The sequence below is a fragment of the Desulfofundulus thermosubterraneus DSM 16057 genome, assembly GCF_900142025.1.
Lineage (GTDB): Bacteria > Bacillota > Desulfotomaculia > Desulfotomaculales > Desulfovirgulaceae > Desulfofundulus > Desulfofundulus thermosubterraneus.
Genome location: NZ_FQZM01000034.1, coordinates 12,532 through 39,160, shown reverse-complemented (window position 1 = coordinate 39,160; position 26,629 = coordinate 12,532). Strand labels below are relative to the sequence as shown.

At 61.3% G+C, this 26,629-nt stretch carries 32 protein-coding genes and 1 pseudogene; 32 read left to right on the top strand and 1 reads right to left on the bottom strand.

Translation table 11 applies throughout. The features are described 5' to 3' along the window. The 24 genes and pseudogenes from BUA65_RS18625 to BUA65_RS12570 form a co-directional block, all read left to right on the top strand. Nucleotides 1-279 (top strand): annotated as a pseudogene (locus BUA65_RS18625) (IS1634 family transposase); the annotation flags it as partial. Between the two features lie 85 nt (nucleotides 280-364). After that, nucleotides 365-643: a pilin gene (locus BUA65_RS12680; protein WP_131821502.1), complete on the top strand. Its 279-nt coding sequence runs from the start codon at nucleotides 365-367 to the stop codon at nucleotides 641-643. Nucleotides 644-653: 10 nt separating this feature from the next. Further along, nucleotides 654-968 carry a PrgI family protein gene (locus BUA65_RS12675; RefSeq protein ID WP_072870175.1) on the top strand — a complete coding sequence of 105 codons (315 nt, stop codon included), beginning with the start codon at nucleotides 654-656 and terminating at the stop codon, nucleotides 966-968. Between the two features lie 31 nt (nucleotides 969-999). After that, nucleotides 1,000-1,674 (top strand): hypothetical protein, encoded by a 675-nt coding sequence (locus tag BUA65_RS12670; RefSeq protein ID WP_072870173.1) that lies wholly within the window; start codon nucleotides 1,000-1,002, stop codon nucleotides 1,672-1,674. Further along, a complete protein-coding gene (locus BUA65_RS12665; protein ID WP_072870172.1) occupies nucleotides 1,634-3,469 on the top strand; it encodes a VirB4 family type IV secretion system protein in 1,836 nt (611 codons plus the stop codon). Before BUA65_RS12670 ends, BUA65_RS12665 begins: the two co-directional genes overlap by 41 nt. A gap of 16 nt (nucleotides 3,470-3,485) precedes the next feature. Further along, nucleotides 3,486-3,728, top strand: coding sequence for a hypothetical protein (locus BUA65_RS12660; protein ID WP_072870170.1), 243 nt, complete (start codon nucleotides 3,486-3,488; stop codon nucleotides 3,726-3,728). A 7-nt stretch (nucleotides 3,729-3,735) separates the two neighbouring features. Beyond that, on the top strand, nucleotides 3,736-5,886 hold the full coding sequence (locus BUA65_RS12655; protein WP_072870168.1) for a hypothetical protein: 2,151 nt from the start codon (nucleotides 3,736-3,738) through the stop codon (nucleotides 5,884-5,886). Between the two features lie 40 nt (nucleotides 5,887-5,926). Then, nucleotides 5,927-7,714, top strand: a complete 1,788-nt coding sequence (locus BUA65_RS12650) for a M23 family metallopeptidase (protein WP_114281497.1) — start codon at nucleotides 5,927-5,929, stop codon at nucleotides 7,712-7,714. 58 nt (nucleotides 7,715-7,772) lie between these two features. Further along, nucleotides 7,773-9,200: a CpaE/TadZ family protein gene (locus BUA65_RS18620; RefSeq protein ID WP_072870167.1), complete on the top strand. Its 1,428-nt coding sequence runs from the start codon at nucleotides 7,773-7,775 to the stop codon at nucleotides 9,198-9,200. Continuing rightward, on the top strand, nucleotides 9,133-10,245 hold the full coding sequence (locus BUA65_RS12640) for a CpaE/TadZ family protein (protein ID WP_072870165.1): 1,113 nt from the start codon (nucleotides 9,133-9,135) through the stop codon (nucleotides 10,243-10,245). The genes BUA65_RS18620 and BUA65_RS12640 overlap by 68 nt, the downstream gene beginning before the upstream one ends. Before the next feature lie 7 nt (nucleotides 10,246-10,252). Then, a complete protein-coding gene (locus tag BUA65_RS12635) occupies nucleotides 10,253-11,197 on the top strand; it encodes a hypothetical protein (protein WP_072870163.1) in 945 nt (314 codons plus the stop codon). Nucleotides 11,198-11,296: 99 nt separating this feature from the next. Further along, nucleotides 11,297-11,797 (top strand): SAF domain-containing protein, encoded by a 501-nt coding sequence (locus BUA65_RS12630; RefSeq protein ID WP_242656327.1) that lies wholly within the window; start codon nucleotides 11,297-11,299, stop codon nucleotides 11,795-11,797. Nucleotide 11,798: 1 nt separating this feature from the next. Continuing rightward, the gene (locus BUA65_RS12625; RefSeq protein WP_072870159.1) at nucleotides 11,799-12,527 is read left to right on the top strand and encodes a MinD/ParA family ATP-binding protein; all 729 of its coding nucleotides are present in this window, start codon (nucleotides 11,799-11,801) and stop codon (nucleotides 12,525-12,527) included. After that, nucleotides 12,514-13,881: a TadA family conjugal transfer-associated ATPase gene (locus BUA65_RS12620; RefSeq protein WP_084062393.1), complete on the top strand. Its 1,368-nt coding sequence runs from the start codon at nucleotides 12,514-12,516 to the stop codon at nucleotides 13,879-13,881. The genes BUA65_RS12625 and BUA65_RS12620 overlap by 14 nt, the downstream gene beginning before the upstream one ends. Then, a complete protein-coding gene (locus BUA65_RS12615; protein WP_072870158.1) occupies nucleotides 13,878-14,786 on the top strand; it encodes a type II secretion system F family protein in 909 nt (302 codons plus the stop codon). The genes BUA65_RS12620 and BUA65_RS12615 overlap by 4 nt, the downstream gene beginning before the upstream one ends. Next, the gene (locus tag BUA65_RS12610) at nucleotides 14,786-15,529 is read left to right on the top strand and encodes a type II secretion system F family protein (RefSeq protein WP_072870156.1); all 744 of its coding nucleotides are present in this window, start codon (nucleotides 14,786-14,788) and stop codon (nucleotides 15,527-15,529) included. Before BUA65_RS12615 ends, BUA65_RS12610 begins: the two co-directional genes overlap by 1 nt. 65 nt (nucleotides 15,530-15,594) lie before the next feature. Further along, complete coding sequence (locus tag BUA65_RS12605; RefSeq protein ID WP_131821500.1) at nucleotides 15,595-15,816, top strand: hypothetical protein; 222 nt, start codon at nucleotides 15,595-15,597, stop codon at nucleotides 15,814-15,816. A gap of 66 nt (nucleotides 15,817-15,882) precedes the next feature. Next, nucleotides 15,883-16,071 carry a hypothetical protein gene (locus BUA65_RS12600; protein ID WP_165613251.1) on the top strand — a complete coding sequence of 63 codons (189 nt, stop codon included), beginning with the start codon at nucleotides 15,883-15,885 and terminating at the stop codon, nucleotides 16,069-16,071. A 48-nt stretch (nucleotides 16,072-16,119) separates the two neighbouring features. Further along, nucleotides 16,120-16,521: a hypothetical protein gene (locus tag BUA65_RS12595; RefSeq protein WP_072870150.1), complete on the top strand. Its 402-nt coding sequence runs from the start codon at nucleotides 16,120-16,122 to the stop codon at nucleotides 16,519-16,521. A gap of 18 nt (nucleotides 16,522-16,539) precedes the next feature. Then, the gene (locus BUA65_RS12590) at nucleotides 16,540-16,986 is read left to right on the top strand and encodes a hypothetical protein (protein WP_072870149.1); all 447 of its coding nucleotides are present in this window, start codon (nucleotides 16,540-16,542) and stop codon (nucleotides 16,984-16,986) included. Between the two features lies 1 nt (nucleotide 16,987). Next, nucleotides 16,988-17,266 carry a hypothetical protein gene (locus BUA65_RS12585; RefSeq protein ID WP_072870147.1) on the top strand — a complete coding sequence of 93 codons (279 nt, stop codon included), beginning with the start codon at nucleotides 16,988-16,990 and terminating at the stop codon, nucleotides 17,264-17,266. A gap of 17 nt (nucleotides 17,267-17,283) precedes the next feature. Continuing rightward, the gene (locus BUA65_RS12580) at nucleotides 17,284-17,883 is read left to right on the top strand and encodes a hypothetical protein (protein WP_072870145.1); all 600 of its coding nucleotides are present in this window, start codon (nucleotides 17,284-17,286) and stop codon (nucleotides 17,881-17,883) included. A 1-nt stretch (nucleotide 17,884) separates the two neighbouring features. Then, nucleotides 17,885-18,253, top strand: a complete 369-nt coding sequence (locus tag BUA65_RS12575) for a hypothetical protein (RefSeq protein ID WP_072870144.1) — start codon at nucleotides 17,885-17,887, stop codon at nucleotides 18,251-18,253. A 281-nt stretch (nucleotides 18,254-18,534) separates the two neighbouring features. Beyond that, nucleotides 18,535-19,878 carry an S-layer homology domain-containing protein gene (locus BUA65_RS12570; protein ID WP_072870142.1) on the top strand — a complete coding sequence of 448 codons (1,344 nt, stop codon included), beginning with the start codon at nucleotides 18,535-18,537 and terminating at the stop codon, nucleotides 19,876-19,878. A 74-nt stretch (nucleotides 19,879-19,952) separates the two neighbouring features. On the opposite strand, the gene BUA65_RS18615 is transcribed toward BUA65_RS12570, so the two are convergent. After that, the gene (locus BUA65_RS18615) at nucleotides 19,953-20,294 is read right to left on the bottom strand and encodes a hypothetical protein (RefSeq protein ID WP_072870140.1); all 342 of its coding nucleotides are present in this window, start codon (nucleotides 20,292-20,294) and stop codon (nucleotides 19,953-19,955) included. A 196-nt stretch (nucleotides 20,295-20,490) separates the two neighbouring features. Here BUA65_RS18615 and BUA65_RS12560 point away from each other — a divergent pair, with 196 nt between their 5' ends. The 8 genes from BUA65_RS12560 (at nucleotide 20,491) to BUA65_RS12520 (ending at nucleotide 26,626) form a co-directional block, all read left to right on the top strand. After that, complete coding sequence (locus BUA65_RS12560; RefSeq protein ID WP_131821499.1) at nucleotides 20,491-21,615, top strand: hypothetical protein; 1,125 nt, start codon at nucleotides 20,491-20,493, stop codon at nucleotides 21,613-21,615. 50 nt (nucleotides 21,616-21,665) lie between these two features. After that, entirely contained in the window at nucleotides 21,666-22,367 is a 702-nt protein-coding gene (locus tag BUA65_RS12555; RefSeq protein WP_131821498.1) for a prepilin peptidase, read from the top strand. After that, on the top strand, nucleotides 22,364-23,209 hold the full coding sequence (locus tag BUA65_RS12550; RefSeq protein WP_072870136.1) for a hypothetical protein: 846 nt from the start codon (nucleotides 22,364-22,366) through the stop codon (nucleotides 23,207-23,209). Before BUA65_RS12555 ends, BUA65_RS12550 begins: the two co-directional genes overlap by 4 nt. Next, nucleotides 23,202-23,705: a hypothetical protein gene (locus tag BUA65_RS12545; RefSeq protein WP_072870134.1), complete on the top strand. Its 504-nt coding sequence runs from the start codon at nucleotides 23,202-23,204 to the stop codon at nucleotides 23,703-23,705. The genes BUA65_RS12550 and BUA65_RS12545 overlap by 8 nt, the downstream gene beginning before the upstream one ends. Nucleotide 23,706: 1 nt before the next feature. Next, on the top strand, nucleotides 23,707-24,438 hold the full coding sequence (locus BUA65_RS12540; RefSeq protein ID WP_072870132.1) for an EAL domain-containing protein: 732 nt from the start codon (nucleotides 23,707-23,709) through the stop codon (nucleotides 24,436-24,438). A 333-nt stretch (nucleotides 24,439-24,771) separates the two neighbouring features. After that, the gene (locus BUA65_RS12535; RefSeq protein ID WP_072870178.1) at nucleotides 24,772-24,951 is read left to right on the top strand and encodes an aspartyl-phosphate phosphatase Spo0E family protein; all 180 of its coding nucleotides are present in this window, start codon (nucleotides 24,772-24,774) and stop codon (nucleotides 24,949-24,951) included. A gap of 329 nt (nucleotides 24,952-25,280) precedes the next feature. Next, the gene (locus tag BUA65_RS12525) at nucleotides 25,281-26,147 is read left to right on the top strand and encodes a coiled-coil domain-containing protein (protein ID WP_072870129.1); all 867 of its coding nucleotides are present in this window, start codon (nucleotides 25,281-25,283) and stop codon (nucleotides 26,145-26,147) included. A 278-nt stretch (nucleotides 26,148-26,425) separates the two neighbouring features. Further along, complete coding sequence (locus BUA65_RS12520; protein WP_072870127.1) at nucleotides 26,426-26,626, top strand: DUF3006 domain-containing protein; 201 nt, start codon at nucleotides 26,426-26,428, stop codon at nucleotides 26,624-26,626. Nucleotides 26,627-26,629 lie beyond the last annotated feature (3 nt).

The window sequence follows — 26,629 nt, the reverse complement described above, 5'->3', positions numbered from 1 at the left end:
AGGCCAATCTACCACTGGAAAGACCGCAGGGTAAGGGCACATGTCATGGTTTGTTTTCTGGCGCTGGTGTTGGAATCGGCTTTTTACCGGTATCTAAAGCTGGCCGGCAGCCAGGTTGAATACTTGTATCTCATGAGAGATTTAAAAAATCTAAAAGCTGTCGAGTTAACCCTGGAAGGCATAAGATACTTGTGCCGAACTGAATTACCAGGAAATGCTTTTCAAGCTTTTAAAGCACTGGGAATAGGAGTTCCAAATCATGTAATAATCATTAATTAGCAAATCTACCACAATAAGGGAAAGTGTTGTGGCACGCCAACTCGTTATGTCCCGGAAGCCTTGATTTTCCGGGGTTTTGTTGGGATTGGGTGTTAAAGTTCAGATGAACGCTGACGCCAACCAGGCTGCGGGACAGCTCGCAGACAAGTTGATCGGTCTTGTGAACCTGTTTGCCGGGTTTGTGGGTGCAGTACTGTTTGCAGTGCTTGTTTACGCCGGGTTCAAGATCATGACCACGGGCGACAACCCGCAGGAAAACGCCCGGGCCAAAGCGATAATGCTGTACGGCATAGGCGGGGCCGCGCTGGTGTTTTTTGCCTGGCTGTTGACAAAGGCCGTCATCGGACACCTGGCCAAAGCATGAGGTGACTGCCGTGTACTACCCGACGCCGGTACAATTCGACAAGGAAGACAAGATCGTCGGCGGCCGCTTTACCCTGCGGCAGTTCATCTACCTGCTGGCCGGTCCGGCGGCGGCCGGTGTACTGAGTACCATCTGCTGGCTGTACACGAACCGGCTCGACGCCCTGACAATCATCGTCATGCTTGCTGTTTTCGGCGCTCCGGGAGCCGCGCTGGGCATCCTGTCCGACCCGGACTGCCGCCGGTTCGGCGGCGGGCCTCTCGACCAGTACATTTTCTCAATTTTGCGGTTTACTTTTTTGACGAAAACCTGGCCCCTGCGGTAGAACCGCGGGCTTTTTTTTTGAGGTGATCGCGGTGGCGAAACGAAAACAGGACCTGTTTGGATCTCTCTGCCCGGTGGAAGACATACGGGAAGTTTCCGGGCTCGGCGACGACGGCACGGACTTCAGGTACGGGATGCTTGTGCTTGCGGGGAAAAGGTACCGCGCGATCAGCCAGGTGCGAGGGGTGAACTTCCACCTCCTGTCCGACGAAGAAAAGCGGTCGGCTGCAAACACTTTGCGGTCGTGTATCCTGTCCCTGGACTTTCCGGTACAGTTTTTTACCGTATCCGAAATGGTAGACCTGAAGAAGGCCGCGGCGGACCTTGCCGGGGCGGCTTCCGACCTGCGCGGCGGCCCGGCGGAGTACGCGCTGGCGATGATGGACTTTTACACGTTCCTTTCCGGTGAGAAAACGGTGAAGGTCCGGCGGTCGTATGCCGTCGTAGGCGTGGATACACCCGGAGAATCGCCCGAACAGGAACTGCACAAGCGGGTGCTCCTGTTCAGGGCCGCGATGCAGGCCGGCGGTATACGGACGGAGATGCTGCCTCCGGAGCAGGTGCTGAACCTGCTGCACGACATCTTCAACCCGGGGCGTTTATTCCGTCCCGCGGAGTCGGTATCTTCAGTTGGTGCGATAATTGACTGGAAGGGAGCTGATTCATTTGCTGTTCCGCAGAAAAAAGAAGTCCAGCCGTCTTTCTGATGGCGGGAATCCGCTGCAGCTGCTGTACGCGCCCGACGGGCTGGCCGTTTCCGTGCGCGACCTGCGGGTGAACGGCGTCTACAGGAGGGTGTACTCCACCGCAGTGCTGCCGGCCGCGCTGGTACCGTGGGTGCTTGACAGGGCGTACGCTTTCGGTGATGTGGAGGTTTCGCTGCACGTCGTCCCTGTTTCCAACCGGGACGCAGTGAACAAGCTGACCAGGAAGTACACCGAGGCGGCCTCCCAGTACGAACTGGAAGTGGTGCGCGGGGGACACATAACGAACAGGCCCGAACTAGAGCGCAAGATGGCCGAAGCGGAAAACGTGCGCCAGGCGATCCAGTTCGGCTACGACCGCATGTACTACTGCTGCCTGCTGTTTGCGGTGTCGTCGCCGTCTCCCGACGAACTGGAGGCGCGCTGCCAGGCGTTTGAGAACCTGATGGCCGGGGCGGGTATCAGGGTGCAGGCGCTGGAATACTGGCAGGACAGGGGCATCCACCACCTGCTCCCTCTGGGGATTCTGCCGCCGCACGCAGCGAGGTGGCAGTACCAGAATTTGCTGTCGGGCGGGGCGGCGTGTCTCGCTCCGCTCACTTCGTGCGACACCGGCCACGCCTCCGGCGTTTTTGTCGGCTTCAACCTGGAAACCGGGTCTCCGGTCTTCCTGGACCTTTTCGCGAAGGAGATGTTCGCGCCGCACATGTTCGTCTTCGGCCAGACCGGGGCCGGGAAATCGGTAACTCTAAGCGTGCTGGTGGGGCGCAACATCGCCTGCGGCAGGCGGGTGGCGTTCCTGGACGTGGAAGGCGAATTCCGCGTGATGACCGAAAAGATGGGCGGCCTTCACGTCCGGCTGGATCCGGCGGCGGAGCCGGTGTTCAACATCCTGGACCTGGAACCGGAGTGGGACGACCGGAAGAAGGAATTTTACGTCGACGTTCCCGGCAAGGTACGGGAGGTGGCAGCGCTCTTCTCCGGCGTCCTGGAACACCGCGGCGAAAAACTCGGGGTGGACGGCGAGACTCACATCGAGGAGGCCCTGCGGGAGGAATACGCGGCGCGCGGGATCACCAGGGATCCGGAAAGCCTTTACGAACCGGGCGGGAAAAAGCTTGCCAACGGTACTTTCGCGGTGGGCCGCATCAAGAAACGCATGCCGACGATCTCCGACGTGGTGCGGCGCATTGAGGCCAGGGACGGGAGGGTGGCCTTTCTCCTCAAACCTTTCACGCGGGGCGGTACGCTGGGTTTCCTGGACGGCGAAACTAAAGTCTCGGTGAGGGACGTCCCGGCGGTCTGCTTCAACCTGAAGCCTACAGAGAAAGACGATCTGATGCGGTTTTACGCGACGCAGGCGATTTTCCTCTGGCTCTGGGAACACTTCGTGAAGGCCCAGAAAGACGTGGAAAAAGTTCTGCTGGTGGACGAAGCGTGGGTGTTCATGAGGCATCCGAACGCCGTACAGTTCCTGCTGGCAGCGGCCAAGCGCGGCCGGAAGTACAGGACGTCGCTGGTCATCGCGACTCAATCCTTCCGGGATTTCGCGTCCGAAGACGGTCAGAACATCATAGCCCAGTGTTCGGCAGCGTTCCTGATGCGGAGCAAGCCCGAAGAGGCGAAACTTTTATGCGGCACGCTCGGTTACTCCGACGGCGTGCGCGACTACATCAGCTCCATCAGGAAACGCGGGTTCGGCGTGCTCGACATAATGGACGAGATGGCGAAGGTGAGGGTGTACGTAACGCCCTGGGAGTGGAGTATGCTGGAGAAAAAACCGGACGAAATGGCGTAGAAAGGAGTGGTTTTCGGTGTTCGGAATAGCCGATTTCAACCGGCAGGTGATGGAAAACCCGGAACTGCTGGCCGCTATACTGGAAGATGAAGAGGAAGAGTACAGTTATTGCTGCATTTCTCCTCAAGATTATTTTGATGATGGTGGCGCCTGGTTTGGGGACTTAATGTTTTTCTTTGCGGGTATATTCATGTGGTTCCTGGGCGCGGTGTTCGGTGCCGCGGAGCGTCTCTGTGCGTGGCTGCAGGGAAGGGAGTGAGCCGGGCGTGCGCGGGAAAAAGGCAGCGGCTGGAGGACAGGGGTTCACGTCCCCGCTCCACCGGAACCGGCGAAAGGGGGTCGCTGGCAGCTTGAAGGGGGCGGGGTGGTCAGGGATGAGGCGTAACCTCGCTCTCCTGCTCGCGCTATTTTTTATATTTGTTTTCACGATTCCAGCCTTTGCCGTCGGCAGTTTCACCGCCGTCCGGAACGAGGACGGGAGCGTAACGCTCAAGTGGTCCGGTGGCGAGACGGGCAAAAAGCTTACAATACAGCGGACCGTTGGTGATAAGGGGATAGGTTACAGCGATCTCGCGGAAGTGCCCCAGACGGACGGGAGCTACACCGACCGGACCGCCGACAGAAACACCACGTACACCTACCGCCTGCACTACGGCATAGGGGCGTTTACGAACGATGTTACAGTAGGGCCGTATTCTCCTGGCAAGACCGGACCCGAAGCGGAACAACAGAACGGTCCGTCGCTGGGTGAATACACCCCGGGGCCGTTCGAAACGGTGCTGGCCCTTCCCATAGAAGGGTTGTCTTTTTTTATTGAAAAACTCTTTGGCCTCACACCGGTCAACGAGTTGATCTACAACCACAACGGTTCCGGGGAAAAAGTGATCGCCGGCGCAGGACCCTTCGACAAAGAAGACTGGGAGAGGCTGATGTGGTGGTACGCGCTGGCCGCCGGTTTTACCGGGGTTTTGATGTTTCTCTCTTTTGTGGCGTCGGGATACAGGGTGATGGTCACCGCGGCGGCCAACCCGTCGAGGCAGGCGGACGCCAAATCCGACCTGCTGTATATCATGATGGCCCTTTTCATAACGCTGTCGGCCCCGCTTTTGTTTCAGATACTTGCCGGGGTAAACGATGGGATCGTGGACTTCTTCTACGCCGCGTCCGCGGATAAGATCGGCCACCTGCCCGACCCGATGTCGATCTCAACCGGTTACTCCGGCTGTCTCGGGGGCGCTCTCGTGCGGCTGGCCTTCGTGGGGGTAATGCTGTACCTCAATTTCCTGTACATCATACGGAAGTTCGTGCTGGCGGCCATCCTCGTACTGACCCCGTTCTTTGCTTTCGCGTGGGCGACGGGCAGGAACCCGCAGGCCATCGGCGTCTGGCTCGGCGAGCTGACGTCGAACGTGTTCATGCAGGCCGCCCACGCGGTTGTACTCAGTTTGTATTTCACGATATTCGCCCAGGAATCCAACACCAGGTTCTGGGTGCCGATTGTGGCGCTTGTGGCGCTGATCCCGATCGCGGAAGTCGTCCGCAACCTGCTGCAGGGTTTCCTAAAGTTTCTGGGAGTACCCGAGGAGAAGTGGGCCGGTAAGGTTCTGGGGGCCATGACCGGCATGGGCGCCGTCGCGGGGCTGATCGGCCTCGGTATCGCTTCCCTGGGCGGCAGGGCCGGGAAGGTAACCGGTGGTACAGTGCCGGGTGGAAGTTCCGGCGGTGTACTACCCGGCGGTATGACACCAGCTGGAATCCCTGGTGGAGGTTTCGGCGGACCGATCGTTTCATCACCCGGAGGCAATTTAAATTCAGGTGGTGTACCGGGTGGAGATCTCGGCGGGCCGATTGTTCCACCATCCAGCGGTGTTTTGAGCTCGCCGGAATCTGCATTTTCTACAAAGCTCAACAATTGGGAACAGCGTCCGAGCGGGCTGTACGTTCCGGCGGGGACTGCCTCCAGGGAAACCGGTCCGGGCGATTCTGTTTCCGGTACGGGAGCTGCCCCGGCAGGTGCTGGTTCGCCGTCCCTGGCGTCTGATGTTCACCATTCTCAATCGGTTGGAGGGAAAGTTGCGGACATAGCCGGGAAGCTGGGCGGCGCATTTGGCGGCCTCGGGGCGCCCGGGATGGGACAGCTTGTAGGCGGCCTGGTGTCGGCGACAACTGGAGCAGGGACCCGTATGGCCATGACGACGTTCAATGCCATAAAGGGTGTCCGCGAGATCCGCCGGAGTTTAGACAACAACGCCTCTCTCGGGGAAGCGCTGCAGCAGTATACCGGAGCCGACAGCACGTGGAAGGCGGCAATCAAAATCACGGGCGCGGTTACTTTATCCACGGTCGGTGCCGGTCACTGGGCGGCAAACTGGGGGACAAAGCGGCAGGGACTGCAGTCACGCTCCATCAATTCGTGACGGCGTCGCCTGCCGCTTTTTTTTATGAGAGGTGGGGGGATTGCGTAAAGCGGAAGACAAAGCGAGGGAGTACGCCGACCGCGCGCTGGCAGCGGGAAAAGCAGCCGGCAGGAGGATCGGTTCCTTTCTGTTAAAGAAACTGGCGGTGCTGCTCCTGCCGTTTCTCCCGTGGGTACTGGTCGGCGTTGCCGTCTTTCTGGGCGTTGCCGTTCTGGTGGCCGGCATATACAGCACCATGTCCCCGCAGTCCTACATGACCGGGGTGGTTTCCTCCCCGCAGGACAAAGTTATTAAGGCGAAATACGAGCGGCTGACGAGTACGGTCTGGGGGGAGGGGCCGGCGTGGAACGCCGCGGACACCTACCTGGTACCGGAGGAGTCCTTCAGGAGATTCCGGTATTACCCGCAAACTGGTTTCGAGAACATGCACGCTCTGAAGGACAAGTACCGGCATGACTTCGACCTGCGGTTAAGGTGGGGCACGGTCCACGCAGTGTGTCTGTACTGGCAGTACATTTTCAACAAGCAGGAGATACCGGACTGGCTGCGGGAGAAGGTGGCAAAGGACCTGCACCCGCACTTTTACTACATCAAGCGGACGGAGAGCTACTCCGTTTCCTGCCCGAAGGGTTCCCATTCGGAGACACGCGATGTCTACCTGCTGGTGGAGGCCCACACGATATACGGGTGGTACCAGTACCACTACGAGGAAGTTACGGAGACGCACCGGTCCGGCGAGTGCACGGTGACGACCCGGACCTGGCAGTTTAAGGACACAATCCAGCTCTGGCCGGACAGGTACCAGTGGATTAAGCAGTACCTGAAGAACCTGTACAAACTTGATGGAATTTTGGACAAAGAGAAACAGATAGAACAAACGCGCTACTGGGTGATGGAGGCCGGAGAAGGATTCACGCAGCAGAAGGAATGGCTTCAGTGGCTCATTTCCAATTACGGGGCGGAAACAATTGCTTCCGGGGCGATGGTTCCGCCGGAGTACATGCCGTTTTTGAAGGAAGCGGAGGAAAGGTTCGGGATACCCTGGTGGTTCCTGGCGGCCGTCTTTCAGAGGGAATCATCCTGGGATCCCACGGCAGTCAACACCGGTACCGGCTGTTTCGGGATTTCCCAGCAGCACCCGGACTACTGGAAGGACAGGTGGCTCCGGCTGGGGTTCTCGCCGCCGGAACTCTACCAGTGGGACCCCAGGGCGCAAATACTGGCCGGAGCACTAGTATTAGCCGATTATATAGGTGACCCCAAAAGCATTGACTGGAAAAACGACGGGTGGAAATCTGACCCGCAGGTGCTGAAGGCCCTGGCGAAATACGGGGGTTTCGGCGACGACGTTGACAGGGCCATTAACGGGAAGGAACACTACATCCCGGACATACTGGGGTACGCTGAAGGCATGCAGGCCGGAGCGGTGTGGCCGGTACCGGGGTACCGGAAGATCACGGGCTGGTTCCACGAACCCAGGCCGGGACACCTGCACCAGGGCATCGACATCGCCGCACCGGAAGACACAGCGGTGGTGTCGGTTTCCGGCGGCGCGGTGGTCTTTGCAGGATGGTGGGGCGGGTACGGCAACACTGTATGCGTTTACGACGGCGTGCACATGTACCTGTACGCCCACCTGAGCGAGATAGACGTTTCGGAAAAACAAGCGGTGCGGCCCGGGGACAGGATAGGCGCGGTGGGGAATACGGGGAATTCTTATGGTCCACACCTTCACTTCGGTGTTACTGAAGGCGGGTTGATGTGTCCTTACCGGGACGACCCCGACGCCCACTGGATCAACCCGCTGCTGGTAGTACAGCCGCAATAGTTCGCAGTAGTTGCCGGGCATACGCCCGGTTTTTCTTTTTTCAGGAGGTGATTTTTGTTTGCGCGTTCTAGTTGCAACGGGTCTGGAAGAGCTCGACGGGAGCATTTCCGGCGAACTTTCCAGCCGGGACATAGAGGTGGTCGGCGAGTGCTACTACCGCGAGGGCCTGCTTTCTCTTGCGAAAGACCGCGGAGCGGACGTGGTAATCCTCTCGACCCACCTGCCCGGGCAGGCTGATACGGTGGATTTGGTGAAAGAACTCCGCATGGCCGGCCTGCGCGTTATACTGCTGTCCGGTCGCCGGGACGATAAAAAAGCGGTGGACCTGGCCCGGAAGGCAGTGGCCCTTGGGGTATATGATCTGGTCTGGGATCCGGTCAGTCCGGAGGCGGTGGTTCACCGGGTGCTGAACCCGGCCACGCTGGCCGAAGCGAGCGTGGGGCCGGAGGGAGAGGTGCCTGGGATCGCCGTAAAGAGGCCGGAAAAAAAGGTACCGTTCTGGAGAAGGCTGTTCCGCCGGACAAAACCCGCCTCGGCGGAAAGGAAAACTCCGGGTGACGATCATCCCGGGGCGAAAACCGGCGGGGAGCCGGGAGCCGCGTCCCCGGAAAAGATGTCCGGGGAAGGGCTGCCGGGTGCGGTGGGCAATTCCCCGCGGAAGGCACCGCTCTCCTACTGGCTTGCCCGGTCTCCGACCATTTCCCCGGAGAAAAGGGCGGGCCGTCTCCTGGTGGTCTACTCGTCCGCCTCGGGGGTAGGCAAGACGGCCGTATCCATGACCACAGCCGCCCTTCTAGCCGGGCGGGGTTGCCGGGTGTGCCTGGTGGACGCCGACCCTACGGGTCACACGCTGACCGAACACTTCGCGGGCCTCCCCGCGGGCAGGTACGCCTTCGAGGCCGTACGGCCCCGGGGCTGGACTTTCGACCTGGTGCCGGGTCCGGTCAATCCGTCGGATTACGGCAGGGACTCCGCGCGGATGGTTATGGCGCTGCGGGACCGGTACGACTTCATGATCGTCGACTCCTGCCCCGGCACGCTGGAAGTGTACGAGCACATCAGGGAATACCTGGCCGCCGCCGACCACATCTGGCTGCTGTGCACGCCGGAAGCTAAAGCGGTGGGAGCGGTGAAGCGGTTCGCCATGAGCGAGGGGCGGCTGGTCCCCTCGCTGGAAGAAAAGCTCACCTTCGTGGTGAACCGGAGCTACCTCCTGGCGCCCAGGAAACCGGCGGAGGTGGCCGCTGCGACCGGGTTCCCGCTGGGGGCGGTACTGCCGGAGGACTCGTTTGTGGAGTCGCTGTTCACCGGGGCCAGCCCGCCCCGTCCCGGGGAGAAGGCCGATTTTCTGGATGCCGTGGACCGGCTTGCGGGTGGACTTGCGGGTGGACTGAAAACGGAGAAAGGAGAGGATGTCATTGAAAGTCAGAGCCGTGTTCGGCAACGACGCCCTGGCCTGCGCGTTCTTGAAGGCGCTCGGCGGTGAGGAGGCGAATGGTACGGCGGACCTCATGGTCGTGGTGCGGCGCTGGAACGGGGGCGGTACGGACGACGTGGCGGGGGCGGTCGGGAAAGCACTGCTGGAATCGCCCGAGCCGCCCGTAGTGGTGGCCGTCCTGGGCGACCGCGACCAGGAAGGCGAAAGATTATGCTCCGAACTGCTCGCCCTGGGCGTGCCGGAGGAATGCCTGCTCTTCCGGCAGGGCGGCAGGCCAGTGAGGCTGTCGGACGTGGTCAGCTTCACCAGGACGGCGTGGGAGAGGGGTTTGCGGGCCGACCCGGTGGTCTGGGACGGCCCTTCCGATCCCGTCATATGGGAGGACGCTAAGGGGAGTACGACGGGAAAGCCGCCGGAAGTAAAGCTTCCTGTTGACCCGCCAGACGCGAGGGAACCTGCCCGGGCGGGAATGCCTGCGGGACGCGGTGCGAAGATCGTCTGGTTCGTCTCGCCCGTAGCCGGTGCCGGCCAGACCACGCTGGCCAGCTCACTGGTCGCCATGCTGGCGTCCAGCGTTGGTGAGCGCGCGGCGCTTTTAGACCTCTGCCGGCCGCCGCAGGCGCACCTGAAATTCGGCGACCCGGAATTTGAAGACGCGGGAGATTTCCTGCGGGCGGACACGCCCTGGGGAACCGTCTGCGTCCCGAAACCGGGTACCTGGGACGGGAACGACGCCGGCCGGGCGGTCAAAATGGCTGAAAAGCTGGCGGCGGAATACGACCGGGTGGTGGTGGACGCCCCCGCCGGGTGGAAGCTGGACGTGTCTCCCGTCGTGACGGTGGTCTCCGAAGAGAGGGAGCACATAATCGCGCTGAAGAAAGCGGGGGCGGGCGACGTGCTCGTGCTCAACCGCGTCAGGGACCGGGGTGCGGAATACCTGCAGCGCGTAATGGAGAAAGAACTGGGCCGGCGGGCGGACGCGGTGGTGCCTTACGACCCGGAAAGCAGAAAGGCAGTCGGGACGCCGCAGGCGCTTGTTTCCGACGACATTTCCCGCGCGGCGGGGGAAATCCTCGCCCGCCTGGCGGGGTGATGCGCGCATGAGGGTGCTGCTTTGCGGGCTGCCGGTCGAGGGCATCGCCGTGGTGCCCTTTGCCGCTGCCTCCACGCCGGGTGAGTGCTCTCGCCTGATCAAGGAAGTGGACGGTCCCGCCCTGGTCCTGGTCACCTTTCCCGGGGAAGCCGGGGAAGAATTTGCCCGCCGCTCGGCGTCCCTGTACAGGGATAAACGGTTCTTCCTGGTTACCGGGAGTGCTTCCCTGGAGCAGTGGGCGCGGCTTGAAGCTGCCGGCGTGACCCCGCTCGCGCCGGAGGACGTGGACCCGGTCGTTAAAAACGCGGTGGCCTTCCGGGGACGTGAACCGGTGGAACTGGGCGCGGCCCGCGGGGTTGAAAACGAAGCCCTGCAGGAAGAACTGAAAAGAAACCCCGTGCGCCCGTTGCTCCTGCCCGTGACCGCGGTGACGGGCCTGCGCGGGGGCTGCGGGAAGACCTTCCTGATGGCCGCCCTGGCCGCCGCTTTCGCCAGGGCGGTACCCGGCGTACCGGTCAGCGTCTGCACGGACGACCGGATAACCGTGCCGGGCGGCGTGAAGGTCCTGCCCGCGGGCACCTCTCCCGCTGCGTTGAGGGGAACCGGCCTGGTGCTGGCCGAGCGGCCCTTCTCCCCCTCCCTGGCGGAGGAGTTCGACCGGGTGCTGGTGGTCTCCCGGGCGGACGGGGTGAGCCTGGGGCGGCTGGCAGCCCTGGATAAGGGCTTCCCGCCGGGGAAGTTCGCCCTGGTCTTCAATGCGGCGGATAAGGTCGCCCTCGGGGACGACGTCCTGCCGTTCCCGTGCGCGGCCGTCGTTCCGGGTATGAGATCCCAGGGATTCGACGCCGGGGTGCTCCGGGTGCTGAAATACCTCTGCGGGGATGACTACGTGTTTACCGAAAAGCCGAAACGGGGGCTTTTCGCCGGACTTTTATCGAGGAGGGTCGGCTGAGTGGAAAAGGTGGAGAAGAAGAAAGGTTTTTCCGGGGCGTTCAAGCTCGCCGCGGTGGCGGCGCTGCTCGTCTTCTGCGGGGCGTTCGCGGTGCTCAAGATGAGCGCCGGGACGGTCAAGGTGGCCGCCGCGAAGGAAATCATCCCGCCGGGAGCGGAAGTTACGGCCAAAAACGCCGGCCTCGTGGAACTGCCCCGGCGGCTGGTGCCCGACGGGGCGGTCACCTCTCTCGACGAACTCAAGGGCAAGCGCGTGAGCGTCGCCCGCCTTCCCGGCGACCTGATCACCGGGGCGTGCCTGACGGACCGGAAGGTGTCCCAGATACCATCCGGAGCGGCCGGTTTCTTTGTCCCGCTGGGTCCGGCGGAAGCCGGGTCGCTCAAACCAAACGACCTGGTGGCCGTCGTCACCTGCCCGGGCGCGGGCAGCCCGGGCGAAGTTGCCGGCGTTTTCCGTGTGGCCAGCGTGGTACAGAACAAATCGGACGTCGGGGAAGCAAAGGCCGAGGCACTGCTCTACGGCGACGAGCAGTCGGTGGTGCGGGCCGCCCCGTGGGTGAAGGACGGCCACTTCAGGCTCCTGATCAGGGGAGGTATGTAGGGTGCTGGCGGTGGTAATGAGCCCCGTGGGGAAGGCGGGCAAGACCATGACGGCGCTGGCGCTCTGCCGGGCCGCGGCCCTGGCCGGGAAAAGATCCCTGGCGGTCGAGCTGGACTTCTCTCCCGGCTCTTTCCGGGCGCTCTTCGACATGGAGAAGGGCGGCGGCGTAGTGGCCGCGGCGCGGTCGCCGGCCGCGCTCTCCTCCCTGGCCTCACCGTCAGGGCTGGGCTTCGACGTGCTCCCCGGCGGCTTCCCGGAGGAAGACGAGATGGTGGCCGGGCAGCCGCTGCTGAACCTCCTGGCAGGTGCCTGCGGGGAGTACGACCTGGTCGTCGCGGACACCGCCGGGAAACTGTCCCCTTCTTCCGTGGACGCCGCCCGGCGGGCCGACCTGGTGCTGGTGGTCGTGCCCGGGGACAGGGGCGAGGAAGGGATCAGGCGCACCTACATCTGGGCGGACTACGCCCTGGTGCGGGAGGTCATCTTCCCCGGCCGGTCGGCGCTGGTGCTGAACCGCGTGCCGCGGAAGCTGATGTGGCTCTTCAGGGAAACGCTGGGGTCCAGGCTCCCCCTCGCGGCCGTTCTCCCGGAGCTCAAAGCGCCCGCCGTGGCGGACGGCCGCCTGGCGAGGAAGCTCATGCCGGTGCTGGGCCTGAAAGAACTGAGGACGCCGGGGAATTCCGTTTTTTCGGTGTTGAGAAAGAGGTGGTTCGCGCGTGGGCTTGCTTGAAAGGTTCAGCGGGAGGAGGCCGCCGCTCGGTGAGATCTTGAAGCGGAACGGCGTCCTGGACGACGCGCAGCTGGCCCGGGCGCTGGAAGAACAGAGAAGGACCGGGCAGAAGCTGGGCGAAGTCCTCCTCTCCCTGGGATACGTCACGCGGGACGAGCTGGCCCGGGCGCTGGCGGAACAGGAGCGGTTCCGCTCCGGGGATGCGGGGAGGCTTGCGCCGGCCGAGCACGAGGCCCTCTTGAAGGAAGTGCAGGTCAAGGTGCTGGCCCGGATGGGGAGCGCCCGGCAGCAGGACGTCCGGCAGCTGCTGGAACCCGTCTGCCGGGACGTGCTGGCGGCAAGGAGGCCCGACCTGCTCGGCGCGGTGTGGGAGTTCGCGGAGGACGCCTACAACCGCCTGTTCTCCCTGGGGCCGCTGGAAAAATACCTGCAGCCCGGTTCCGACGTCACGAACATAATCGTCTTCGGTACGAAGGTCATGATCGAACGTCCCGGTGGCATTAAAGAAGTGGACCCGGAAGGATTTGTGTCCGAGGAAGAAGTCCGGCGGGTGTTCGACCGGATAGCCGCCCGGGCCGGGAAAGAGCTGTCCATCGCCAACCCCAGCCTGGACGCGGAGCTGCCCGACGGGTCGCGGGTGCTCCTGTCCGTGCCGCCGAAGGGCAAGAAATATTACGCCGCCATCCGCAGGCACGTCCGCAGGTCGGCCCGGCTGGAAGAGCTTGTAGCCGGGCTGCGCGGCCTGGACGGGCTGATCCCCTACTTCAAGAAAGCCGTCAGGGAGCGTAAAAACTTCGTGATAGCCGGCAGCACCAACTCCGGCAAGACCACCCTCATGAACGCGCTGTTGAAGGAAGTGCAGCCCCTGCACACGGTGGCGGTGCTGGAGGATACCTGGGAGATAGACCTCGACGAGCTGCCGTTCGTGGCGTACTTCAAGACGCGGGAGGTGCCGGGCGTGCCGCCCATCACCTGGGGGGACATACTCAAGGACTGCCTGCGGTTCTCCCCGCAGCGCATCGTCCTGACCGAGGTGCGGACGGACGAAGCGGCGTGCGAGCTCATCCAGACGCTCAACACCGGGCACGAAGGTTCGTTCACCTCGATACACGCCAAATCGGCTCTGGACGCGCTCCTCCGGCTGGAGACCCTCATACAGAAGAAGGAAAAGAACCTGCCCATCGACGTCATCAGGCGGCTGATCGCCAGGGTGGTGGACGTGGTGGTGTTCGTGAGGCTGGAGGAGAACGAGCGCGGGGGCGTGGTGGGTCGCAGGATCGACGAAGTGGTGGAAGTCGGGAGCGACCTCCTCCCGGACGGTATGTACGATCTCCGGGAGGTGTTTAGAATTTGATCGCGGGAGCTGCGTTAATCTTCGCGGCGGCGGGTTTTTTCGCGGTGCTGGCCCTGCTGGTCGGCGTGGAAGAACGGCGGTTGATCGTCCTTAAAAAGGTCGAACGCGACCTCTTGAGGCCGCGGGAGCACAACGAGGACGTCTTCTACCTGTCCGGGCTGGAAGGGCTGCTGGAGAAAGAAAGGCAGCGCCTGGCCGGGCTGGAGATGAAACCGCAGGACTTCCTGCTCTTCAAAACGGCGGTTGCGGTGGCCGCCGTGGTACTGGGGGCGGTATCCGGCTGGCTGATCCCCGGCATCGCGGCGGCGCTTTTGAGCGTCTATGCGGCAAACTTTATAATTGACCGCTTCCGGGAGGCCCGCAGGCGGCAGATTGAAAGCCCGGCTTTTCTGGACATGCTTTACGACATGGCCGCTACCATGCGCGTGGTACCCCGGTTCGAAGACGCGCTCAAGGACGCCCGCACGCGAATCCCGGACGGGCGGCTGGCCGCCGAAATCGACCGCGTGCTGAACGCCATCAAGGGGAGTTCGGTGGAGGAAGCCCTGTTCGACTTTGCCGAGCGTTCCGGTTCACCGCTGGTGCGGGCCTGGGCGGACAACATCATGTTTGCCCGCCGGGCCGGTGCGGACATGGCGGACGTCTGCCTCAAGACCGCCGAGAAGGTGCGGGAGCGGTTACGTTTCGCCCGGGAGATCCGGGCGTCGGCTTCCGGCGCGAAGGCGACGGCGGCGGGGATAGCCGGCATACTGGGTCTTTCCGTGGCCATGCAGGTCTCTTCCGGGCAGATGGCGGACGTGCTGGCCTCGCCCGCCGGGAGGACCGTGGTCGGGCTGGCGGTACTCGTCATGGTCGCGGGGTCGTTCTGGATATGGAGTATCATTGAGCGGGAGGTGGAGATGTAATGCGCAGGCTGGTTGAGCGGAAAACGGCGGTGCGCGTCCTCGGTTCGGCCCGCCTCGCCCAGATCGAGAAGGAACTGCGGGCCGTGGGCGGGGTGAGATTCTTCGGCCTGGAAGCGCGTGACGCGCTGGAGTACGTCTCGCTCTGGTTCGTGGTCCTGGGGCTGTCGTTCGCCGCCGGGCTGGTCGGGGCGGCCCTGGGCGCGGGGTTGAAGGGTTTCCTGCCGGGGGTCTTTGCCGCCATCCTGCTGAGGTCGCGCTACCGGCAAGCTGTTGAAGGCCGCCGGAAGGCGGTGATGTCCGAGGCGGAGCTGCCCTCCGTGCTGGAGACGCTGGCATCCGCCGTCGGGACGGGGATTACGCTCGAAGGCGCCATCCGCCACGTCGTCAGCACGCGGAAGGGAGTGGTGCGGGATCTCCTGGACGAGGCGCTGGCACATCGCGACGCCGGAGAACAGCTGGAACTCGCGCTGTCGTACGCCGCCGAGAAAAGCCTGCACCCATCGTTCAGGGCGATTTCAAGATCCGTGGAAGCGGGGCGGAAGACCGCGGCGGGGCTCGCGGAAATCCTCGAAAAGGCAGCCCACGACATCTGGGAGGAAAAGAAAATAGAGGCCAGGGAACGGGCGGGGAAACTGCCGAACAAGCTTTTCCTGCCCGTGATGATCTGCTACTTCATCCCGGCGGCGGTGATATTGAGTCTTCCCTTCGTCATGTCGTTCTTGAAAACAAAAGAAATGTTTTGACCGGGGCCGGAAAACCGGCCTTTTTTTATGGGGACTCCAATCCCAAACGAAGGGGGGGGATGCAGGTGTTGAAATCCATCAGCGAAAGGGGGGAATACGCGATGCTCGAGCTTTACCGGAAGGCCGCCGCCCGCCTTGCGGACCGGCGCGGCGTTTCGGAGCTGGTTGCGGCGATCGGTTTGGTCGCCATAACGGCTGCCGTGGTGATCATGGCCAGCCCGCAGGCCAAGAAAATGGTGGGAGACCTGCTGACCAAAGCCAGCTCTTCAATCAGCGGACTGTTCTAATCGGGAGGGGAGGGGTATTCCCCTCCCAATTATTGAGACTGAAATCCATCAGCGAAAGGGGGATACGTGATGCTCGAACTTTACCGGAAGGCCGCTGCCCGCCTTATGGACCGGCGCGGCGTTTCGGAGCTGGTCGCGGCGATCGGTTTGGTCGCCATAACGGCTGCCGTGGTGATCATGGCCAGCCCGCAGGCCAAGACTATGGTGGGGAACCTGCTGACCAAAGCCGGTACTTCAATCAGCGGACTGTTCTAATCGGAAAGGGGAGGGGTATTCCCCTCCCCATTATTGAGGTGGTGTTCAATGCGCGACGAGCGCGGGCTTTCCAACCTTTACTCGGCGGCATGGGTCATGTTCGTCCTGTCACTTGTGGGTGCGTTCATGGTCGTGATGGTCCAGGCTTGGAACGCGAAGCTGGCCGTTCAGGAAGCGGCCTTCGAGGCGGCCCGGGTGGGGGTCGCGTCTGACAACCCCATCAACAGCGCAGTCGCGGCAGCGAGGAACTTCGCGAAAGGAGCTCTTCCCGGGTGGGGAGACCCGAACACCCTGAAGGTGGAGGCCTCCACGACGGGTTCCCCACCGGACACGAAGCTGGTGGTCACCGTGACCTACAACCTGCCCGTGAAGCTGTACGGTGTGGTGGGAACCGCGAAGGTGTGGCAGTTGACCGGCAGGTCGGCCATGCGCATCGAGGAGACGCCGTAGGGAAGGGCGGTGCGCCGGATGTTAAAAGAAAGGTTTAAGGGCGTAATCGCGGACCGGCGCGGCGTGGGAGTGCTGTTCATGGGGGCGGTCATGCTGCTGTTCATATATATGCTCCTCGGGTACAGCCTCTACGTCTCCCAGCTTTTACTGGCGCGCGGGGCGCTTTTAAAGGCCACGCTGGCGGCGGCGAAGGCCGGGGCGTACCAGGTTGACGTAAATGTTGCCCAGCACGGGGGGAAAAACATGGACCGCCGCGCCGTGGAGCGGGCCGCGGAAGAGGCGTTTGCCGGCAACCTGCCGCCCGTGCTTCAACGCAGGGCCGGGATCAAAAACGTCACCGTGAACCCCCGCCTGGTGAAGGTGCGGGCGAAATGCAGCGTGGACATCATGACGCCGCTGGGGCCGAGGCGCGACTCCTTCGAGACGGAGTGCCGGGCGGTGCCCCGCTCGATAAGGCGGGGATAGCGTGGAAATGTTCCTGTTCGACCCGGAGGGGTTTTTCACGCGGATGCTTGTTTTCCTCGGGGCACTGCTCGCCCTGCACTTCGCCCTCCTGTCTGTTGCCCGGCTGATCTTTCGTGACGGTTTCCTGGCGGGGGTGTTTGCCGCCGGGGCGGAGTTCGTCGTTTCCGTGTTGCTGTTTTCCCGGAGCGCGGAGCAGGGGGCCGCAGTGCTCGGGGGCTTCGCCGCCGGTTCCCTCGCGGCCGAGCTCCACCGCTACCTGGAGAGACTGGGGAAGTTTTGAGCAAAGGGGGAATGAGTGTGCGAAAGGTGCTCCTGACATTGTTTCTCGTCCTGGCGCTGGCGGCGCCGGCATCCGGCGGGGAGTGGGTCAACGTGACGGTAAGGGATCAGAATGTTACGTCGGTGCCGTCCACCGTGCCGCCGCCCGTGGTCTCTCTCCTGGGCTCCGTCGAGGTGTTCAGGCCCTCCATCGGCGACCGGCTCAAGAACGGCATGGACGCGGTGAAAGAAACCCTCATGCCGGCCAGGCCGCCGGGGAACCGCGCTTTAGAAGCGGTACTGCAGACAATGCCCGGAGCGCGGGTGAACAGATGGGTTTCCAGTACGGGCTTTATACTCGAACCGCCCCGGGGGGCGTCTCCGGACAGCCTGTTTCGTGCGGCGGAGAAAATCAGGGGAATAAAGGGAGTCAAGAGCGTTCTCCCCGTACAGGGCGGGACTGCGCTGTACGTTGCTCTTGAGGAACCCAATAGCCGTATCGCTCCGCCCGGTGACATCCGCGTCACCCCGCCTGGCGTTTATTATCATGTCGCTCCTGTTTTCCGCGGTCCTTTTGGGATGGTGTTCAACCTGTTCAACCGCCTGGCCGGCGGCTGGAGCGCGCTGAGGGGGCGGTAATTTGCGGAAGAAAGTCGTTTTAATCGTATCGGGGGTCCTTTTTGCCGCCGTTGTGGGGTTCCTGGTTTTTTTGTACTACCTCGGGGGCAAACCCCCGGTGGTCTATACGGCGGCGCGGCTGGCGGAGCTGCCTCCCCGGCGCGCCGCCATGCTCGCGGATTCCGGGACCGTGGTAAAGGCGCACGGGGCCGAGCTGGTGTACAAAAGCGACTCAAAAGGTAAAGAGATAAAAGGGCGGCTGGTGCCCGACGCTGTAATCCAGCGGGACGGCGAGGTGCTCGCTCACCTGCCGGACCTCCCGGAGGGCACGCGCGTGCGCGTGCTGATCTCGGAGGACAGGGTACTGGCGGTGCAATGGCAGGCGGAATAGGCCGGAAAGCCGTAGCTATTTTTCTCTTGCGTGTAGAGCCGGGTTGTTCCCGGCTCTTTGTTTTTCAGGAGGTGGTACTCTAGAATAAACGCTTGCCAGTTAAACAAAAATATGGTAAACTAAGGTCAAAGATGGTCAAACCAAGGCAAAAGCCAGAAGGGAGTGGTTGCCCTCTGAGGTTTTTCTGGTTCGTCATTCTGCTGGCGCTCTTCGTCATCTTCATGCCGGGCATGCGTCCGGTGTGAAAAAATACCAAATCAAAAGAAAGGAGCGGATATACTTTGCGGAAAAAAATCGTTTACTTGCTGAGCGTGTTAATGGTGGTACTGCTCGCCGGGGCCGTACCGGCGGGCGCGGCGGACTTCTTCGGCGTGGCGGATTTCGAGCGCTACACCGAACCCGACGGCGACTTCCACTGGGCGATGAACGACCTCAAGCTCGCGGTCGCTTCCGAGCTGTTCCGGGGCTACCCGCCGGAAAAGCCCGAGATGCTGTACCACTGGAGGGGTACCGGCGGGGTGATAACCAAAGTCCTGGGCGAACTGAAGCCTGACGCGAGGATCAGCCGGGGAGAATACGCGGCCATCGTGTGCCGGGCGCTGGACATGGAGAACGCCGGGTACGGGAAGAGCCCCTTCTCCGACGTGAGCCCGTCCCAGTGGTTCGGGCCGAGCGTGTTGAGGCTCGTGGCCGCGGGTATCATCGACCCGGCGGACTACGGCGGCAAACTGAACCCGAACGAGCCGATCACCCGGCAGGAGATAGCCGTGTGGATGGTCCGGGCGGCCGAGCGGGCGGGGGTCAAGGTGGAACCCGCCGACGTTTCCTTCAAGGACTTCGACTCCGACTCCAAACAGGCCCCCTACGTGGCGAAGGCCGTGGGGCTGGGCATCCTGAAGGGCTACCCGGACGGCACCTTCAGGCCCGGCGGGACCGCCAACCGGGCCGAAGCGGCGGTCATGCTGGTCAGGCTTTTGAAGCACCTGCCGTTGTTTGACGGCATCGACGGCGAGAAAGCGAAGCGGATGATGGAACAGACCGTGGCCGCGATGACAGAGATGTGCAAGTCCTGGCCGGTAGATCTGAAGGCGGGCTGGGAGCGGAACGAGGCGTTCGAGAACGCCCTGGCGAAGTACCAGGCCAGGGTGAAGGACCTGGTGACCGAGTACAACCTGTGGCCCAGGATCCGTCCGGACGGGTTCGGTCCCATCAAAGAGCTTACCGACCTTGACGAAGTAGGACCGTATAACGACTGGGGCGGCCTGGCGGTCGGGTACGGTCTGGTGGACGGCATGCTCCTGCGGGTGTGGCCGGAGGGGAGCGCGTATATGCCGGCGGTGTACGTGGCCGGGAACTTCAGGGCGACCGACGTGGTGGACTTCGTCGGGCACGGCCCCATAGCCGAGGTCAACGTAGGAGGCAATTGCGAAACACTTTACATGGATGGCAATCTGATGAAAGGAGACGGTCAGCCCGAGCCCTACGGCTACCGCGCATTACTGGTCAAGCAGGGCGGGAAGTGGAAGATCGCGGCGCTGTATGTGGACGGCCGCGGCCCGTGGCTGCGGATGATCGGGTTCGTGAACGACGGAGGGCGCATAGAGGACGGTGGACCGTTGAAGTAAAATGTCCCGGCGGCGGAGAGATCCGCCGCTTTTTTTTTGGATGGCGCAACCCGCGCGGGAAGGAGGTGAAACGCTCAAATGCGGCCAAACGTGAAGCGGCTGGCGGCGTCCGCGGCGGCCTTCCTGTTCGCCGTGTCGTGCCTGCTTTTTTCCCCACCCGCCCCGCCTTCCGGCACGCTTGCCACCGGCACGGCACTGGAGGCCGGTCGTGCCTTCCGTGTTGTGCAGGCTGAGGCAAAGTCGTACAGCAGGTCATCCAGCGGTAAGTCGTCCAGTAGCAGGTCGTCCAGCAGCAGGTCGTCCAGCAGCAAGAGTTCCAGCAGCAGGTCATCCAGCAGTAAGTCGTCCAGCAGCAAAAGTTCCAGCAGTAAAAGTTCCAGTAGCAGGTCATCCAGCAGTAAGTCGTCCAGCAGCAAAAACTACAGCAGCAGGTCGTCCAGCAGCAAGAGTTCCAGTAGCAAAAGCTCCAGTGGTTCCAGCAGCGGTTCCCTTTCCCGATTTGGCGGGAGAGATGCTTATATCAACAGCCAGAAGAGCAGGTATGACCAGGCCGTGAGGAGCGGGAACACAGCTCTGGCCAACCGGGTAGCGAAGGACCTGGCGCGGTTCGGGGTGTCCGTGGGCGGCAGTTCCGGCAAGTCCAGCGGCAGTGGCAGTCGGAGCGGCAGTTCCGGGACGGTCGTGAATGGCGACAAATCTCGCCAAACTTCCCCCTATAATGGGTACAAGTACACCGGACAGCAGAACCTGAAGATCGACCTGGGCAACGGCAAGTCCGTCTGGGTGAAGGGCGACGTTTTTGCCAACCTAAGCTGGCGGAATCGAGACGTGGGTAAGATGGCGGTTAATGTGAACCAGCTGGATTCCGCCACGAGACAGGCCCTCCGGAACGCGGGCGTCACGGAGAAAAACGGATACCTCCTCATCGGCGATGCCAGGAACAACCCGAACGTACAGGTGGACTGGCAGCGCATGGAGACAGGGTTGGTTCGGTGGGATGCCTGGACCAAATACTCCAACAAGGTGGATCTCAATGTTAGGGTTTATAACCCGATCTGGGACGGAACAGACCTGAAAGGCGGCGGCTTCGCCACCATAAGGATCCTGCCGCGTAACAACACACCTCCTCCTGGACCGACGCCTCCAAGTTCCGGCGGTGGCGGCGGTGGTGGTTCCGGTGGTGGCGGTGGCTCCGGTGGTGGTGGCGGCAGTGGTGGTGACGAGGAACCTCCCGTGCCGGTGTCCGAGTCCTACCACGGCACCGTGACCGTCGAAAAGAACCCGCCCTACGTCTTCACCGTGTGGCACCGGCTGAAGGACGGCTCGCTGCCGAAGATGACCTGCACGGTCTCCTGGAAAAACGTCCGCAAGGAGATCGAGATGTCCGACGGCAGCGTGGTCCGCATTCCCGTGTCCGTGGTGAAGGTGGACGCGTACCACGACGTGCACCGGTACGCGGGCAGGGGCTGGATCAGCGTGGTGCCTTCGGTGCGCACTGAGCTGATCACTGGTTCCTCCGGGCGGGTGAGTCACGTCTGGAGGTACGAGAAGGCGGCTCAGCCGGACTCCACCGTCCACTACCTGCTGCACCTGGCCGACGGCAAGATAATCGACGTGCATTTCAACGTGCCGGTGAACGGGTTCAACACGTCGATTTTGCCGCCGCAGGGCGGGGAGGACAGATTCCCGCTGGAGTTCGAGAAGAGCCTGAAGGACAGGGAGACGGTGAACTTCTAGTTGACACCCCGGGATTACCCCGGGGTTCTTTTTTTTGGGGGGTGAACGATTTGGAGTTAGTTTTCGCTGCTCTTTCCGGCGGACTGGCCGGCAGCTACGCCGGTGCTCTCTCGTACCGCCTGTTGCGGGGCGAACCCGCCCGGCGGGAGTCCCGCTGTCCGGCGTGCTCCCACAGGCTGGGCCTTATCGACCAGGTGCCCGTCTTGAGCTACCTGGCCCTGCGGGGCCGGTGCCGGTACTGCGGGTCGAAGGTCAGCCCGCGCTACATAGCCGTGGAGATCGCGGGCGCCGTCCTGGCCGCGCTGGCCTGGCTGAAGTACGGTCCGGGCGTATCCTGGCTGGCGTTCCTGGTGCTGGAGTCCTTCCTGCTGGCCGCCGTCCTGACCGACCTGGAATCGCTCACGATTCCGGACGGGATCTGCTTCAGGACAGCACTCGCCGGGGTGGCCTTAGCCGTTGCCCGGCACGCCCTGCCGGACGCCATGGCCGGGGCCGCGGTCGCCGGTCTCCCTCTGCTGACCTTGGCGCTGGTCAGGCCGGATGGCATGGGCGGGGGTGACGTGAAGCTGGCCGCCGCGGCGGGGCTGTTCCTGGGACCGCTGGGCGCGGCGTACGCGATGCTGCTCGCCTCGGTGGGGGCGGTCCTGTTCGGCCTCCTGCGGCGCGCCGTCAAGAAAGTGCAGTTTAAAGAAGTATTCCCCTTCGGGCCGTTCCTGGCCGGGGGGTTCATTTTCATGGGGGTGGTTTTATGAGCGAACTGGTGGTGATCGGCAGCCCGGCAGATACGTCCATGAGGGGTTATAAAGCCGTCTCCGCGCTGAACTGGGAGGCGGCCGCCGACCTTGCGGGGAAGGAAGCGGTCGTGCTGGTCTCCCCGGCGAGCTGGGACGAAGAGAAGGCCGGCGAGCTTGGCCGGCGCGGCGTCAAAGTAGTGAAGATGGAACCGGGGTGGGAAGAAGAGCTGGGCAGATTAGCCGTGTGGAGGCAGTCGGTGGTATCGGTCACCGGCGGGAGCGGGAGCGGCAGGACGCTCGTCGCCGTGCTCCTGGCCCTCGCCGCCCGCCGGGCGGGGCTGTCGGTGCTGGTGGTTGACCTGAACGCGGGGTACGGGGGAGGCGACCTCTCGTTTTACTTCGACCTGCCCCAGGTACCGAACTGGAACACGTTCCTGGCTGGGGAAGAACTGGAAGACTGCCTGGTAAGGGCCGGGTCTTTCCGCGTGCTCCAGGTACCCCCGGTGCCGGTCGACATACCCGGCGACGCGGTGGAGAGGATGCTGCGCTGCGCCAGGGAGATGTTCGACCTGGTGGTGCTCGACCTCCCCGCCGGGAGCCCCGGGGTGCTGTCGGATTCCTTCCCGCGCTCGGCGCAGTACACGGTACGGGTCTCGGGCGGGCGGGAAGACGGCGGGGAAAACGTCGTGGTGCTCAACGACCGCTGGGGCGACATCAGGAAGGCCGACGTGCCTCATATAGACGCGCTGGCGAAGCTGGAGACGGTGGGCGGCTGGCGCGGCCTGAGCGGGGTGAGGGGGCTGCCGGACATGGTGGACAGGCTGATGAAGAAAATTTTTGGGGGTGTGCGCCGTGGGTGATTTCGCGGTTGCCAGTGCCGCCGGGGCGTTGACCAGGGCCGGTTACGCTCTCGCGGCCTCCATGCTGGGCGGCGCCGCGGCTGGTGCCGCGGTATGGCGGCTGGCCCCGCTGCCGGAAGAGCTCCGTATCGCGGCGGGGGTAACGGTTTTCTCCGTTCTGGCCGTTTCGGGTGCCGTTGTTTTCAGAAGAAAAGTAGTACGTGCCGTTTCCGCCGCGGTCGAAGAAAGCGCAGCCGCGGACAGAGCGGAGGTGGAAGAGTTAAGGGCGGCCCTGGAAGCTTCCGCCCGGGAAGCCCTGGACTTGAGGAGACGCCTGGACGAACTCGACTTCGACGCGGTGCTGGAGGCCCTGGATGGGAAGGTCCGGGCCGTGAGGCAGGCGGCGGAAGGTCTCCGCGGACAGAAGGATTCCAGATTGGCGGAGCTGGAGAAGGAGAACGCGGACCTCAGGGAAAAACTCCAGCGGGCGATGTCCGCTCTGAAGGGGGAGCTGTAGGTTGACCGGAGAATTCTTTCTCTGCTACCAGCCAATCGTGCTCTTGCGCTCCGGCCGCCTGCTGGGGTGCGAGGCACTGCTGCGGAGTCCCGCCGGCATCTCTCCCCACGAGTTCATCCGCCAGGCAAGGCTGGCCGGGGCGATCCCTGTGTGGGAGCTGCGGATACTGGAACGCGCTGTTGGAGAAGCGTTCGGGGGCAAACTGTTCTTCAACCTGACGCCGGAGGCGTTCACCGACCCCGCCTTTCCGCTGCAGGCAGCGCGGCTGCTCGAAAGCCGCGGGCTTTCCCCCGCGTCGGTGTGCGTGGAGATACCGGAGTCCGCGCTGTACGACGCGGACGTTTACCGGGTGTCGGTGCTGCGCTGGTCCGGGTGCGGCTTTTTTTTGGCGCTGGACGACTTCGGCTCCGGCGGGGCAAACATCAACCTGGTCCTGTGTGAGAAGCCGGACTACTGCAAGATCGACAGGGCGCTGTTGTACGGTGTGAGCAGGGACCCGGCTGTACGGAAGACGCTGTGTTCGGTGGTTGAGATGCTGTCCGTAAACGGCGTCGTCCCGATACTTGAAGGGGTGGAACTGCCCGAAGACCTCGCGTGGCTGCGGGCCACGGGCTGGAACGTCGGGGTGCAGGGCTTCGCGGTGGGGCGTCCGCGTCCCGGGAGTGGTCCCGCCGGGCCGGACGGTAGTCCCGCTCCGTCAACTAATGGTAAAAGCGGAAATAAAAACTCATGAAGATAACTAGCTCCCAGAGACCGTGATTATATTTCTGCCACGTCTGATGGCCACCGGAGGGTCTGTCGTAGACCTTTTCCCACCCGTTCTCGGTGAGAAACTTTTCTACTTTCTCAGGTACAAAGGATCGTTGTTTTTGCACAATAATCCCTCGCTTTTTTCTTCTACCATAATTAATTGGCTGTAAAGCCGAAAAATTTCATGTTTTATGCGATTTTTATTAATGAGGAAAACCCTGTCGATCCGACACCGTTCGACAGGGTTTTTTCTTGACGCATTTTCCTGTAAGTGGTTCAATTGGATCTGGTGCAAAATGGCGAAAGGGGGAAATTTTTGTTGGAACTCGGTAGGACGATCCTGCGGCTGGAGAAGGCCAGGAGAGAGTTGCTGACCATCGATCCCGGCGACAAAGAAAAACATCTGGCAGCCAGCCGGAAGGTAGACCAGCTGATTGTGGAGTATTACCGGGTGAAGCGCAATCTCGGGGTTGGGACGGCTGTGACTAGGGGATAAATCTAATTCCCCTGTTTGCGGCAGGATTTCGGTTCCCTGGGAAAGAAAAATAATCCAAGGAGAATTTTTTTAAGGAGTGTTTTTTCGTGCGGGGAACTCGATTCGCGCTGCCGATCATTCTCACCTTCCTTATCGTTTTGGGGTTTGCCGTGGGGATCGAGGCGAAGTCTCAGGCTCCGAAGGTGCTTCCGGCAAGCGTCACATCTGTATCCGATGGTGATACCGTCCACGTTAGGCTCGATGGCAGCGAAGCCCTGCCTCTTTAGGAAACAGTCACTTGGGTGCTTTGCTGATTTGAATGCGACGATGAGGTGAGGAGTGTGGATAATATGGATAATGAATTTAAACTTCAAAATACTAGAGAAAAGTTAATTAGCCTAGCCAAATTCTTTGGTTTTATACTTGTCGTTTTGAGTATTGGTTATTTTCTTAACCATATAGTAAGTGGTAACTCCAAAAGTGTTAACGATGAAGTCAGTAAAAAACTTTGGCAAGACCAAGAACAGGAGCAGAAGCCTTTTAAAGGCTCATATCCAAACCCTGTGAAAGCGGGAGAACCTTTTCCTGTGAATTTTACGATAACGAATAATTCAGATATACCAATGGTTGCTGCAATGATTAACTTTGAGGATACAGGGATGATAAGCAAAGTAATTCCTGAACCAAATTGGAGTTATGAAGAAGACTTTTGGGGTAAACTCCAAGGTATTAAAATGGAAAATTTATTTATAGAAAAAGGAGAAAGTTTAGAGTCAAAATTGACTTTTCAAATTGACGTACCTGGTACTTATCAATTTAAACTTCATCCTTCAATTAAAGTTGGACAATGGGAAGAGTTGGGGACGTATGTTGTTTCGGTAATTGTGCAAGACACACCCAAAGCGCAACAAATGAGGAACAAAAAAGAAGTGTTAGCAAAAATTAATGAAATAGACGAGAAAATTAATGACCTTAAGTGGGATATAAAGCTGGCAGAAGACTTTATCGCATCTACCAAAGATAATATAAATAACACCAAAGAACTAATTAAAAACGCAGAGAATCGGGAAGATATTGAAAGCTACAATAGGGATATTGTTAACTGGTCAAAGGAAATACAAGAAAAACGGAAGTTGATAGATAAAAACCAAAGCGAAATAAAGGCTTTACTTCAAGAAAAACAAATCCTATTAAGAGAGATACAAGCATCAGAATAGGAGTCCTTTATGAGTACGCTTCATAATCTGAGATATACAACGAGAATGTCCCAAATTCCGTAGAAATTGAAGTGGCTGTTCCGGAACCCCTTTTGGTATAAGTAGGGTTCCGTGTCCGTCCGCCAATATAAGTTAAACTAGTTACCCTTCGGTAGAATCGTACCAGGAAGTGTTCAAAAAAATATACGGCTTCTGGGATCCAGACGTTTGCAGCAGGATTTTGGTTCCCGGAGAAGAAAATGTATCCAGAAAAGGTTTACTCAAAGGAGACAGGGAGAATGTTGATCATTGACCGGTTTGAAGGAGACTGGGCCGTTATCGAATTCGGCCAGAAGACCTTCAATATTCCTAAAGTCCTGATCCCCCCCGGAGCCCGGGAAGGGGACGTTATCAATATACATATAACCCTGGATAGAGAAGCTACCGATTCCAGGGCTGGAGCCATCAAGCGGCTGGCGGACGAACTTTTTGAGGATTAGGTG

What these genes read in the sequence shown, in the direction of transcription:
- BUA65_RS12520 (WP_072870127.1), top strand. Translation starts at nt 26,426, where the DNA reads ATGTTGATCATTGACCGGTTTGAAGGAGACTGGGCCGTTATCGAATTC.
- BUA65_RS12635 (WP_072870163.1), top strand. Translation starts at nt 10,253, where the DNA reads ATGAGGGTGCTGCTTTGCGGGCTGCCGGTCGAGGGCATCGCCGTGGTG.
- BUA65_RS12610 (WP_072870156.1), top strand. Translation starts at nt 14,786, where the DNA reads ATGCGCAGGCTGGTTGAGCGGAAAACGGCGGTGCGCGTCCTCGGTTCG.
- BUA65_RS12590 (WP_072870149.1), top strand. Translation starts at nt 16,540, where the DNA reads ATGTTAAAAGAAAGGTTTAAGGGCGTAATCGCGGACCGGCGCGGCGTG.
- BUA65_RS12595 (WP_072870150.1), top strand. Translation starts at nt 16,120, where the DNA reads ATGCGCGACGAGCGCGGGCTTTCCAACCTTTACTCGGCGGCATGGGTC.
- BUA65_RS12525 (WP_072870129.1), top strand. Translation starts at nt 25,281, where the DNA reads ATGGATAATGAATTTAAACTTCAAAATACTAGAGAAAAGTTAATTAGC.
- BUA65_RS12550 (WP_072870136.1), top strand. Translation starts at nt 22,364, where the DNA reads ATGAGCGAACTGGTGGTGATCGGCAGCCCGGCAGATACGTCCATGAGG.
- BUA65_RS12630 (WP_242656327.1), top strand. Translation starts at nt 11,297, where the DNA reads ATGAGCGCCGGGACGGTCAAGGTGGCCGCCGCGAAGGAAATCATCCCG.